This window comes from Bacillus vallismortis, from assembly GCF_004116955.1.
GTDB classification, from domain to species: domain Bacteria; phylum Bacillota; class Bacilli; order Bacillales; family Bacillaceae; genus Bacillus; species Bacillus vallismortis.
The window spans coordinates 143,093-155,170 of the sequence record NZ_CP026362.1 but is presented as its reverse complement, the minus strand read 5'-3'; the positions used below and the strand labels follow the sequence as shown (position 1 = coordinate 155,170).

At 45.9% G+C, this 12,078-nt stretch carries 11 protein-coding genes and 1 riboswitch; of the genes, 2 read left to right on the top strand and 9 right to left on the bottom strand.

The window, feature by feature from the left end:
* Positions 1 to 21 precede the first annotated feature (21 nt).
* From liaI to BV11031_RS00750, 6 genes are all read right to left on the bottom strand, one after another.
* Complete coding sequence (liaI, locus tag BV11031_RS00775; RefSeq protein WP_010330044.1) at positions 22 to 402, bottom strand: cell envelope stress-induced membrane anchor protein LiaI; 381 nt, start codon at positions 400 to 402, stop codon at positions 22 to 24.
* Positions 403 to 574: 172 nt separating this feature from the next.
* On the bottom strand, positions 575 to 1,843 hold the full coding sequence (locus BV11031_RS00770) for an MFS transporter (RefSeq protein ID WP_010330045.1): 1,269 nt from the start codon (positions 1,841 to 1,843) through the stop codon (positions 575 to 577).
* Positions 1,844 to 2,011: 168 nt separating this feature from the next.
* Entirely contained in the window at positions 2,012 to 2,593 is a 582-nt protein-coding gene (locus tag BV11031_RS00765; RefSeq protein WP_010330047.1) for a cob(I)yrinic acid a,c-diamide adenosyltransferase, read from the bottom strand.
* Between the two features lie 21 nt (positions 2,594 to 2,614).
* Positions 2,615 to 3,943, bottom strand: a complete 1,329-nt coding sequence (locus BV11031_RS00760; RefSeq protein WP_082246361.1) for an ABC transporter ATP-binding protein — start codon at positions 3,941 to 3,943, stop codon at positions 2,615 to 2,617.
* A complete protein-coding gene (locus BV11031_RS00755) occupies positions 3,943 to 5,004 on the bottom strand; it encodes a FecCD family ABC transporter permease (RefSeq protein WP_010330049.1) in 1,062 nt (353 codons plus the stop codon). Before BV11031_RS00755 ends, BV11031_RS00760 begins: the two co-directional genes overlap by 1 nt.
* Positions 4,967 to 5,911: an ABC transporter substrate-binding protein gene (locus BV11031_RS00750; protein ID WP_010330050.1), complete on the bottom strand. Its 945-nt coding sequence runs from the start codon at positions 5,909 to 5,911 to the stop codon at positions 4,967 to 4,969. The genes BV11031_RS00755 and BV11031_RS00750 overlap by 38 nt, the downstream gene beginning before the upstream one ends.
* Positions 5,912 to 6,016: 105 nt before the next feature.
* Positions 6,017 to 6,155, bottom strand: a riboswitch (cobalamin riboswitch).
* Between the two features lie 155 nt (positions 6,156 to 6,310).
* Between BV11031_RS00750 and BV11031_RS00745 the strand changes: the two genes are divergently transcribed.
* Together BV11031_RS00745 and BV11031_RS00740 are read left to right on the top strand one after the other, a co-directional pair.
* The gene (locus BV11031_RS00745; protein WP_010330051.1) at positions 6,311 to 7,102 is read left to right on the top strand and encodes an SDR family NAD(P)-dependent oxidoreductase; all 792 of its coding nucleotides are present in this window, start codon (positions 6,311 to 6,313) and stop codon (positions 7,100 to 7,102) included.
* 78 nt (positions 7,103 to 7,180) lie between these two features.
* A protein-coding gene (locus BV11031_RS00740; protein WP_128568231.1) for an IS3 family transposase occupies positions 7,181 to 8,529 on the top strand; the annotation gives its coding sequence in 2 pieces (ribosomal slippage) (positions 7,181 to 7,625 and positions 7,625 to 8,529; 1,350 coding nt in all).
* A 51-nt stretch (positions 8,530 to 8,580) separates the two neighbouring features.
* On the opposite strand, the gene BV11031_RS00735 is transcribed toward BV11031_RS00740, so the two are convergent.
* The 3 genes from BV11031_RS00735 to yvrH form a co-directional block, all read right to left on the bottom strand.
* Complete coding sequence (locus BV11031_RS00735; protein ID WP_010330054.1) at positions 8,581 to 9,459, bottom strand: SMP-30/gluconolactonase/LRE family protein; 879 nt, start codon at positions 9,457 to 9,459, stop codon at positions 8,581 to 8,583.
* A 68-nt stretch (positions 9,460 to 9,527) separates the two neighbouring features.
* On the bottom strand, positions 9,528 to 11,270 hold the full coding sequence (gene yvrG / locus BV11031_RS00730) for a two-component system sensor histidine kinase YvrG (protein ID WP_010330055.1): 1,743 nt from the start codon (positions 11,268 to 11,270) through the stop codon (positions 9,528 to 9,530).
* Entirely contained in the window at positions 11,267 to 11,980 is a 714-nt protein-coding gene (gene yvrH, locus BV11031_RS00725) for a two-component system response regulator YvrH (RefSeq protein ID WP_010330056.1), read from the bottom strand. Before yvrH ends, yvrG begins: the two co-directional genes overlap by 4 nt.
* Positions 11,981 to 12,078 lie beyond the last annotated feature (98 nt).

Below are 12,078 nucleotides of genomic sequence, written 5' to 3'. Positions count from 1 at the left end.
ATTCCTCCTTATACACTGATATTATTTTTTCTTCAAAAATTCTTCCCACTCGGCATCAAAGTGAAATTGGTAGGCAGCCGAAGACGGTTCAGAACCAAAAGATGATGCATCGTTATCAGCTGATCCGTTTTTCATCAGCTTCCAGCCGTAATACACCATTGCTGCCGCCAGTGCGAGCCCGACCATAAATGGAAGTGAACAGATGAGCATGATCGCTCCGATACCGCCCACAATGATTCCTGTGATGGCTTTTCCTGCTGCAAATCTTTTGATTCCTGCGTATGTCATCAAGGCGCCGATGGCAAGCGGGATGATAAAGCCGAAGCTTCCTCCTCCAAAAAAGACGGAGATCCCAAATACAATGAACAAGAATCCGCCGATCGTTTTCATATTTATCTTCATGCAGATCCTCCTTTCGTTTTCCTTGTCTTCATCTTAAACAAATTGGCATTTGCGCAAAACGAATCAGAGATTGATTTTGATATAAGACCGGAGTCGTATTTTGTGCCGGACCCATAGATATAAAAAATACGCCATGCGCGAGGCATGGCGTTCAGATTGTTGACAAAATCCTTTATAGATGAACACTTGCTTCTCTTTCTTTGACCAAATCGGCCTGTTCTGCTTTGGCCAGCTTTGTAAACAGCAATATGCCGATACCCGCGATAATTTCGACAATTCCTCCGGCTGCAATCACAGGTCCTGAACCAAAAGCGTTTGCGGCGTACCCGCAAATGACAGCTCCGGCAGGAATCGAAATATTTGAGATCATATGTATAACGGCGTAGACTTGCGGCTGATCCTCACTGTCCACAGATGTCTGGATAATCGTGTACTCAGGAACATTAACAGCACTGACTGCGGCGCCAAAGGTAAACGCAGCGAGAAAAACGAGCGGCAAAAAGGTATTCATCCCGGTAATAGAGAATGCAATCCCTTCCACAATGCCGGCAGTTACAAATAGCAGGCCGTACCTGTTTACTTTGACTTTCGCCAGCACAAACCCCAATAAAAACGCGCCTGCGGCGGTGGTGGCCTTTAAAAGTGAGTAAACGATCGGCTGGCCGTTTAAATCTTCCGCCACGTAAACGGCTGAGAGAGCTTCCCAAGGGGCAGCCGCAAAATTCATAAAGATACAGTAAATGGCGAGCGGATATAAAATCTGATGTTTTCTGACGAGCGTAAAACCGCGTTTCAGCCTGCCGATATATGTGCCTCTCTGCGCAACGGCAGCAGACTCAGACTGAGATTTAACCGCAGTGTACTTAATAAAAAGGACGAGAAAGCCAGAAACCAAATAAAGTACAAGTGCGATCAGCATCGTATAAGAAGGGCTGACAAATGTAAGAATAGCGCCGCATAACGTGACAGCTCCGAGCCGGACAACCTGAGCGGAGGACTGCAGCACAGCATTTGCTTTTTGGATGCCCTGTTCATTTACAATTTGGGGAATTAAAGCTATGGAGGCGGGATTGTAGGCAGCCCCTGTAGCAGAATGCACAATCATTAGCGTCATGACAAACCACAGCGGAGAAAAGCCCGCAAAATGACAAAGAGGAATAATCAAGACAATCGCAGCCCTTGTCAGATCTGAAAAGTACATCCAAAATTTCAGCGTATTCTGCTTCATGAAAGGACCCGTCACAGGCGCCAGCACAGCTTCCGGCAAAAAGGTGACAGCTATCAATAATGCAGTTCCGATCGCGCCTTTGCCGCCATAAATTAAGAACCATAATATCGAATTAAATGCGAACATATCGCCGGATATCTTGACTATTCTTGAGAAAAAAAGATAATTAAAATTTCTCTTCCAGATGCTATCACTTTCAATTAAATTCACCATCCATCAGAGCCCCCCACTGCCTATTTTTTACATCTATTTTTAACAATATCTCATTTTTCCATTTTTGAGTCAATAATTCATAAGGTTCATTTTTTGTCGTAATATGGGAGATTGACAGAATGAAAAAAACCGGCATGTATCGAACACGCCGGCTTCCGTTTTCTCTTTTTATGATTCGCTGCTGTTTCGATCCCGAAACACAATAGCGCTTCTTTCATATTCCACATCGGCTATGCCGCTTCTCACATTCACAACCCGTGCAGCCGCAAAGAAATAATCGGAAAGACGATTGAGATAACGCAGCACTGTTTCATGAATCTCCTCCGATTTCATCAGCGCCGCCACTCGGCGTTCCGCCCGCCTCGTAATGGTGCGCGCCGTATGGAGAAGCGCAGCGCCCTTCGTTCCGCCCGGGAGAATAAATTTCTTTAGTTCCGGCGCTTCTGCAGTATAGGCATCAATGCGCGTTTCTAAATAGAAAACGGATTCTTCCGTTAATGTATAGTCTTTTCTTTCTGTGACGATTGCCAGATCGCCACCGCAGTCAAACAGCTCATGCTGGATGGTGAGCAGCTCGGCTGTCAAATCCTCAAAGCCGGCCTGTCCGGATAGCTCTGCCAAAGCAAGCCCGACAAAGCTGTTCAGTTCGTCGATCGTGCCATAGCTCTCGACACGTAGGCTGTCCTTGCCGGTTCTGCCTCCGACTAAGCTTGTTTGGCCCTGATCGCCTGTTTTTGTATATAATTTCATGCTTATGTCTCCTTTACAGACTTATTCAAACAGCTTTGAAGCTTCTTTTACACATTCTGCTATGCCGACCTGTATCAATTGATTCAGCAGTTGATCTGTGTTTTTAAATTGCTGAGTTTGTGTCGCAGCGATGAGAATATCCCCCTCTGCCCGTCTGTCTCCCAACACTTTTACACGTTCTGCTTCAGCAGCCATAAGAGCTTTGACGAAGAATTGATCTGCCGCATAGCCATTGACCAAAATCCAGATCGAAAAGCCAGTCATGACGCAAATAAATACGGATAACTCCCCATCCTCATACGTTCGATACACCAAACGGTCAAGCCTTCCCGAAGAAGCCATCGCACAGGTTTCAGGCAGATGAAAACCGTTTTCCGTTAGGAAGGCTGTAAGCCCTCCGATAGGATCTGCCTGAACGGGAAGCCGTTTATGGATCAGCGTTCTGCTCCATGAAAACCCTCCACCGACAGGCGCGGAGGACAGGGTGCGAAGCGGAATTTCCGTTTGCACCAGAACGGCATCGCGCCTCGCTTGCAGCAAAGCCTCAAATGGGATAGACAACTGCTGCACCCTGTCTTGTTCAGGCTGAATCGCAATCATCGGTGTAGGTGAACTGTGATGGACCAAAGCGGTGACATCTGTATCGTACACCGCCTTGATGTGAGGTTCTGTGACAGCATATTCCGGTTTTTGCTTAGGTCCGGCTGTACCGTTTTTCATAAACAAGAGCTCATCACAGTACAGGCTTGCGGTGTTCAAATCATGAAAAACGCTGACAGCCGTCAATCCGTTTTCTTTTGTCAGGCGTTTGATGAGATCCAGCAGGTCTTTTTGATAAGCCAGATCGAGAAAATTTGTCGGCTCGTCCAGAAATAAAATACGCGGCTGCTGTGCCAAAGCTTGGGCCAAATACACCCGCTGCTGTTCTCCTCCGCTTAGATCACGAATCGATTGTTGCGCAAAAGCGGCCACTCCTGTTTGCTCCATTGCTTCCTGTACAATGGCTTGATCTTTTTCAGTCTGCTGTTTGAACAGCCCTGTCTGGAATGGGTATCTGCCAAAGGCTACCGTTTCTTGAACGGTAAAGGTAAAGGCTTGATCCGTTTTTTGCGGCAGGACGGCCATAATTTGCGCCAGTTCCTTTGGTTTATAGGCCGACAGCAGTTTGCCAGCCAAATAAACGCTGCCTTCCTTGGCCGGCAGCGTGCCTGTCAGCAAGTGCAGAAGCGTCGTTTTACCGCTTCCATTAGGGCCGAGAATACCGAGAAATTCGCCCTGATCTACTGTTAAGCTGACATTGTTGATCAGCCGCCTGTCTCCGTATCCTCCCGACAGCCTTTCTGCTCTCATCATAAGCTTTTCCCTCCGCGATGCTGCCGAATTAAAATAAGGGCAAAAACAGGCGCCCCCGCCAGGGACGTAATGATCCCGATCGGCAGTTCAACCGGCTCAATGATCGTTCTGGAAAGCAGATCGGCTAAAACGAGAAAACCAGCTCCGAGCAAGGCGGACAGCGGCAGTAAATGCCGATGGTCCGTTCCCCACAAAAGCCTTGTGATATGAGGAATGACAAGACCGACAAATCCGATCGTGCCAGATACAGCCACGGCGCTTCCCGTCAAGAGAGAGCCGGCTATTAAAATCTGCATTTTTTTCTGCTGAACGCTGACTCCGAGAAGTTTTGCTTTGTCTTCTCCATATGTCATCACGTTCAGCTCCCTTCCGTTTATGATCAGTAAAATCGTTCCCAAAAGAAAAAACGGGAGGAACAGAACAACATAGCTCCAGCCCCTCATCGAAACGCTGCCAAGCAGCCAATGCACAATCGGCAGCAGGTTGTCTCCTGTCAGGGCAATGATAAGAGAAATAAACGCGCCCAAAAAAGAATTGATGATGACACCGGTCAAAATGAGGGTGGAAACAGACATCGAAGCATGAACGAGGCGGCTGAAGGAAAGAACCGCCGCCATCGTGACAAGTGCCGAGGCTACACTCACAAGCGGGAGTGTAAACCCTCCGATGACAGGAAGCTGCAAGCCGAAGAACAGGGTCACAACCGCTCCGACTGAAGCACCGGATGATACACCGAGCGTGTATGGGTCGGCAAGCGGATTTTTTAACAGCCCCTGAAAAGCAGCCCCCGCGATAGAAAGAGCCGCCCCCACAAGGGCGGCCAGCACAACTCTCGGCAGTCTGATATTCATCATAATATTGGTGTACATCGGGTCATCAGGGCCGATAGAGCCGCCGAAACCTTCATGCCACAAGACACGAAGGATAGCGGAAATAGGAATTTGCAGGCTGCCGCAAGAAATGCCTAACATGATGCTCACAGCTAAAAATGAAAAACTGATGATATATGCGGCAAAACGGTTATTCCTTAAACGTATCCGGGTAAATGCTTTCCGCAAGTTCTTCGACCCCTTCGATCAGACGGGGACCGGAACGTGTCACGAGATCAGGATCCACATCATACACGCGATGATGTTTCACAGCATTGATTTCGCTCCAGCCATCACGCTTTTCCACTGCTTTCGCTTCCACTCCGTCTGTTGTCACGATAGCATCCGGATTGAGTTTTACGATCGCCTCGTCTGTCATTTGCACCCAGCCTGTTTGGTCTGCCGCTGCGTTTTTAGCATGGATGACATTCAGCATTTCATGCATAAACGTGTCTTTCCCTGTTGTGTAAATGTCGGGAGCAGGAGAAACCTCGATAAATACGCTTTTCTCCTCATCTTTTGAAATGGTTTTCGCTTTTTCTTGAATATCCTGCAAATCCGATTTCATGCTTTTTACGAGCTGATCGGCCTGTTTCTCAGCCCCGGAAGCTTCTCCGATCATTTCGATTGATTTGTAGACCTCGGAAAATGATTGCGCATCATTGACAGTCAGCACGGTGATGCCCGCGTCCTTCAGCTGTTTGATGGCATCCGCTGACGCTGACATGGAAGACTCGTGGGCAAGAACGAGATCCGGCTTAAGAGCAATGACTTTCTCAACGTTTACATTCATATCTCCGACCTTCTCGACCTTTTGGACTTCTTTCGGATATGTATCGTTTTTGGTGACACCGACTACTTTTTCACCGAGACCGAGAGCGTATGTGATTTCTGTGTTGCTCGGCATTAATGAAACAATCTTTTCCGGCTCCTTTTTGATGGTCACATCTTGATTTGACGCATCATCAATGGTGACAGGGAACGCTTCTGTCTGTTGCTTTGCCTTGGAATCCTTCTGATCTGCCGTATTCCCGCAGCCTGCCATCATAACGGCAGCCAACAGAAGCGCAGTCCATAATCCAGCTAGTTTTTTCATGATCTTTCCTCCTAAGTGAACTAAAAAAAGCATCCCTACGATGGTAAAGATGCTGTAAACAACACAAAAAAACCTATTGTTTACACATCATCTGTCCTCGCAGACTTCGTGCTGATCAAACAGGCAGGTGTTCTGGCTCTTGGCGTATGGCCAATTACAGTGGCGGGACCGCACCGGCTTTTACCGGTTTCCCTATTAAGCCGGCTGTTGTTCACGGACCGGCACCCATTCGACATTCGTATCCTTTTTTCGGAGTAATTATACTATATGACTGACAGGCTTGTATATGCGTCCTGAATGACTTTCCCCCCGTTATGTGTATGAAAGCAAAATCCTCGTAAACACTAAATTTATTCTTGTATACTTAATACCATCATCTATTAAAAGGAATGATTTCTTATGGATTTACAACTAAAAGACAAACTCGTCTTCATCACCGGCTCGACTTCCGGCATCGGGAAAGCAACGGCAAAAAGCTTTCTGCAAGAGGGTGCGGCAGTGATTGTCAACGGACGCAAACAGGAGACTGTCAATCGAACGGTGGAAGAGCTTTCTGAATACGGAACGGTGCACGGGGCGGCTGCCGATTTGTCAAAAACAGATGAAGCAGCGGCACTTATTGAAAAAGTTAATGAAATCGGTGATATCGATATCCTTGTCAACAACCTTGGTTTCTTCGAGGTAAAAGACTTTGCCGATGTGACAGATGAAGAGTGGAATCAATATTTTGAAGTGAATGTGATGAGCGCGGTGCGGACAAGCCGCTACTTCCTTCCAAAAATGCTTGCCAAAAACAGCGGCCGCATTCTAAATATCGCAAGTGAAGCAGGCGTCAAACCGCTTCCAACAATGATTCCCTACTCCATGACAAAAACGGCGCTGATCAGCCTTTCAAGAGGCATGGCTGAAATGACAAAAGGCACGAATGTGACGGTCAACTCAGTGCTTCCGGGACCTACTTGGACAGAGGGCGTGGCATCCTACATGGAAGGCGCCGCACAAGCTGCCGGGCAGGATACAGATACATTCATCAAAGACTATTTTAACGTCAATGAGCCGACTTCTCTTATTCAGCGATACGCGACAGCAGAAGAAGTCGCCAACACAATCGTCTTCCTCGCATCAGACGCCGCATCCGCCATTAACGGCACGGCACAGCGTGTAGAAGGCGGCATTATCCGTTCTCTGTAATATGCAAAAAACGCATCCGTGTTTTGAAGTGCACCCCAAATTTTAGACACAGTCTAAAATTTGGAGGTGCTTTTTCTTTTGGCTAAATTTAAAAACGAAGAAAAAATCAACGCGGTCTTACGCTATATAAACGGCAACGAGAGTTTGCTTGGGATCGCAAATCATATTGGAGTGCATAAAAGGGTACTCCAATATTGGGTGAGAAAATATCAATATCACAGTGAAAAAGCGTTCTTAAAGTCATATACAAATTATCCAGTCCAATATAAACTAGACGTACTTGACTATATGAATGAACATGGGACGTCTATCTTAGAAACAGCTGCGATATTTAATTTGCCTTCTGACTCAACGCTTTGGAACTGGCAGCACGTAGTACAAACACAAGGAGCAGACGCCCTCAAAACAAAGAAAAAGGGGCGTCCGTCCATGAAAAAGAAAACAGGAAAGCAAGCACCAGCTATAGGATCAATAGAAGCATTACAGGCGGAAAACGAACGGTTGCGTATGGAGAATGAGTATTTAAAAAAGTTGAATGCCTTAGTTCAAAACAAGGAACAATCACCAAACAAGACAAAGCGCAAGTAGTCTATGATTTAAGGCATAAGTATCCGGTGAAAGCACTTCTCAGGCTCGCAGGTATCCCACGCAGCACCTACTATTACTGCGTAAAGCATTTTGATCGCCCTGATCGAGATGCCGACATAAAAAAGATGGTTCAGCTTATTTTTAAAGAACATCAAGGCCGGTATGGATACCGCCGTATTCGTGATGAACTAAAGAATCGGGGACGAAAGGTCAATCACAAGAAGGTGCAGCGCATCATGAAAGCCCTCGGACTAAAATGTATGATTCGAAAGAAGAAATATCGTTCATATAAAGGAACAACCGGCAAAGTGGCGCCTAACATTCTAGCGCGCAACTTTAAAGCTGAAAAGCCAAATGAAAAATGGGTCACGGACATGACGGAGTTCAAATTATTTGGGCAGAAGCTGTACGTATCGCCCGTATTAGATCTGTTTAATGGTGAGATCATTACCTATACGATTGGTTTAAGGCCTGTTTATTCTCTTGTTTCGGTGATGCTTGATCAGGCATTCAAGCATTTGAAAGATGGGGACAAGCCCATTATGCATTCCGACCAAGGCTGGCATTACCAAATGAAGCATTATAGGCAAGCCTTAAAAGAACGCGGGATTACACAAAGCATGTCCCGAAAAGGCAACTGTTACGATAACGCAGTGATCGAGAATTTCTTCGGCATCCTAAAGTCTGAATTTCTGTACCTAAAAGAATTTGAAAGTATCGAACACTTAAAGCAAGAACTTGAACGATATATTGACTACTACAATCAAAAACGAATAAAGGCAAAACTAAAAGGCATGAGTCCGGTACAATACCGAACTCATGCCTCAAAAACTGCCTAATGAAAACCCGTGTCTAACTTTAGGGGGTCACTTCATTTCGGATGCGTTCTTTTATACATCTCCAGCGAAGGAAACCGGCTGGTATCCGCCTGTTTCCAGTTTTGCTGAAAAAAGTCCTCCCGCGTGAGGCTGCTCGTATCTTTCCGTCTCTGTCATTTGTTCAGTCGCCGTTGTGATGTAAAGGGTTTTTAAGTCTCTGCCGCCGAACGCGCAGCATGTGACGTATTTGGCCGGCACGCTGATTGAATCGATTTCTTTCTGCTGAAACGGGTCAATGTGAACAACGCGGCTTCCGCCAAACAGTGCCACCCACAGCATGCCGTTTTTGTCGATTGTCATGCCGTCCGGCAATCCGTCCGTTTGATCAAACCGATAGACGGATTCTGGGTTTGAGATATCTCCGCTTTCAGGGTCGTAGCTGTAGCGCACAACCTCCTGCGTCGGCGTGTCGATGTAATACATCAAATTCCGCTCGCGATCCCAATCCAAACCGTTCGAGGTTGAGACTTGGCCTTTGATTTTGACAAGACTGCCATCTGGATCTAAGCGGTATAGCGAGGCCTGTTTTTGTTCGCCTTCCATGCTCATCGTCCCCGCCCAAAGCCTTCCGTACGGATCACATTTCGCGTCATTAAAACGCAGGCTCTCATGCATGTCCTTCGGCTGTTTGAATTTCTTCAAGCTGTCATCCTGAAGATGGTATAGGTAAAACCCATCCTTCATCGTCATCATCAGTTCATCCTTTGAATATTTCGCAAGCGCCGTCACAAAGGAGTTGAACTTGATCGACCGGTTGACTTTTTCTTCAGGGTCGAAGATGTGGAGCTCGCTCCCTAAGATATCAACCCAATATAAACGTCCGTTTTCTTCATCCCATAATGGGCCTTCACCAATGACTGCCCGAGTGTCTGCTTCCAATACTGCATCCATGTTTTACACCTCTTTAGCTTCAGTCTATATATTCTTATTCCCGGCTAAGAGGCGGCCAAACCACATGTTTATTGCTTTTCGAAAAGGATGGTAATGACCGTTCCCATATTCATTCTGCTGTTCACATGAATCGTCCCATTATGCAGATGGACAAGCTCCTTGGCAATGGCGAGTCCGAGGCCCGTTCCGGCAGATGAATCTTTTGTGTTCGTCCCCCTGTAATAACGGTTAAACAAATGGGTGATCGTTTCTTCATCCATTCCCTTCCCATTGTCCTTCACTTTCAAGGAAATATGATTTTTCGTTTGTTCGAGAAGAACCTGAATCTCTGTTCCTTTGTCGTTGTGCTTTACCGCATTCCCAAGGAGATTTTCTAATATACGCCTGAACCACGCTTCATCCAGCGCAAATTCAATATGCTCTTCTTTGGACACAAAGGAGATATCATACCCTTCAGAAAACGGATTTTTCTTGAAATCTTCAATGACATTTTTAAAAAACGGGATCAGGCTTGTCAGATTTCTCTTGATAGGAAGGGCATCATTTTTCAGCCGATACGTTAAATTTAAATCTTCAATCAGCTTGGACATGTATTCAGATTTTTCTCTGACAACCTGTCCCATTTCTTTCACTTCTTCCGGCGACCAGTCATATTGCTTAGATTCAAGCATCATGCTGTAGCCGTAAATGCTGCTGAGCGGCGTTTTTAAATCGTGCGACAAACCAGCAATCCATTCTTCTCTTGTCGCCTGGATTTTTTCTCTATTTCGCTTATCCCGTCTCAGCGTTTCAGTCAGCTGATCCATCGATTCAAAAATCTCACCGAAGAAGCGGTACGGCTGTTTGATTTTCCCCTTTTTGTTTTTGCTGACAGGAAGGCCTTTCCGGTTTTTCGGCTCCTCGAGCTTTCCTTTTGATAGATTGACCAGCCATTTAATGGTGTGAAAAATCGGCAGCCCGAAGCGGAACATATACCAAACCGTCATCCAAATGATATACAGGAACAGAACAGCCATAATCAGGAACATCGCCTTTAGAACAACCTTCAGAAATGATTTGTTAAACTCCTGATCGGTGACATAGACAGGGTTTGGCACCGTAGCGACCATCCATCTGTCTTTATCGAGGATCTTAACGGAAATTTCCCGCTTATAGTTCCATGGTTTAGAGCTGTATTTGAGCAGCTCCAGCTGGTTCATCATTTTTCTTTCGCCTTTTGTGCCGTTGACGCTGTCCAGAATGTTTCCATTGCTGTCCAATAGGTAAATGGCGCCTTTTTCCTTCTTGATATAGTCGATGGTACTTGATTGATAATGTGCTGGAGCGTCTATTTCTTGTTCACGCTTTCCAATGGAAGTCAGCAGCTGTTCGCTTTTTAGTTTCCAGCCCGATAATAAAAGATAGGACTTGTCTTCAATATTGATGGCCCAATAATTTACCTTATAATGATTGAGCTTTTTGGTTTTATAAATCGATAAAAGCTCTTTCTTGGCATGGGTTTTGGGCACGTCTTTCGGCACACTGTAGGAATAAACGGTCTTTCCTTTGGAATCAATGATTTGCATCCAGCCGTCCTGTTTATCGACAGATTTCTTCAGAAAATTATCGACTTCCCATGTTCCGTCTTCGCTTACATCGAGATATGCCTCAAGTGTGTCGGTCGTTGCCTTCGTCAGTCCTGAATTGGATTCCGCGTCGCTAAATCGCGAATCTAAATAAAAAAACGAAGCAACCAGCATAACCGTGAGCAGCAGGATTACAATCAGCATCTGCCCGAAAAAATGGAACAAAAACTTCCATCTTAACCTCATGACCGCTTGCCTTCAGGATTCGGGATAAAATGGTATCCGAGACCGCGAACCGTTACAATATACTCCGGATTGCTCGGATCACGCTCAATTTTTTCCCTGAGCTTGCGGATATGAACCATGACGGTGTTGTTGTCACCGTAGGAAGGGTAGCCCCACACTTTTTCATAAATTTGATCCTTCGAAAGCACCACATTAGGGTGTTCACAAAAATACTGCAAAAGCTGCAAAAGCTGGGCTGAACAAGCGACGGCTGCACCGCCTACAATCAGCTCGGCATTTTGCGGAGAAAATGTAAAATAATCATATGTATAGGTTTGGTTTGATTTCGTTTCTTTCGACTGATATGTGCGCTTAAGATGCGCTCTGATCCGCGCCGCTAATTCCAGCGGATTAAATGGTTTTGTGATATAGTCATCAGCCCCAACCGCAAAGCCCGACAATTTGTCCGCGTCAGATGATCTTGCCGTCAGGAAAAAAATCGGAGCCTCTGAATACTCTCTGATCATTGTGCAGGCTTCAAAACCGGACATTCCGCCCATCATGACATCCAGCACGATCAAATCTACCTTATTGGCCTTCACAACCGGAATCGCTTCCTCTGCGCTTGCCGCATCCAGTAAATTTCGGTAACCTTCTTTTTCGAGAACGCGTTTGATCATATCCACAATCGCTTTCTCATCGTCTACGATTAAAATTGATGCATTTTCCACTTTTATGTTCCTTTCTGTCACTGTTTTTTTCATCTTATCATTATATCGATTATTTTTGGTACATTTTTGAATAGAGTCGTCTTGCCCTGGCAGGACAA

Bases quoted from the DNA above. Each gene is read 5' to 3' on its own strand.
- liaI (WP_010330044.1), bottom strand. From the start codon at position 402: ATGAAGATAAATATGAAAACGATCGGCGGATTCTTGTTCATTGTATTT.
- BV11031_RS00770 (WP_010330045.1), bottom strand. From the start codon at position 1,843: ATGGTGAATTTAATTGAAAGTGATAGCATCTGGAAGAGAAATTTTAAT.
- BV11031_RS00765 (WP_010330047.1), bottom strand. From the start codon at position 2,593: ATGAAATTATATACAAAAACAGGCGATCAGGGCCAAACAAGCTTAGTC.
- BV11031_RS00760 (WP_082246361.1), bottom strand. From the start codon at position 3,943: ATGAGAGCAGAAAGGCTGTCGGGAGGATACGGAGACAGGCGGCTGATC.
- BV11031_RS00750 (WP_010330050.1), bottom strand. From the start codon at position 5,911: ATGAAAAAACTAGCTGGATTATGGACTGCGCTTCTGTTGGCTGCCGTT.
- BV11031_RS00745 (WP_010330051.1), top strand. From the start codon at position 6,311: ATGGATTTACAACTAAAAGACAAACTCGTCTTCATCACCGGCTCGACT.
- BV11031_RS00735 (WP_010330054.1), bottom strand. From the start codon at position 9,459: ATGGATGCAGTATTGGAAGCAGACACTCGGGCAGTCATTGGTGAAGGC.
- yvrG (WP_010330055.1), bottom strand. From the start codon at position 11,270: ATGAGGTTAAGATGGAAGTTTTTGTTCCATTTTTTCGGGCAGATGCTG.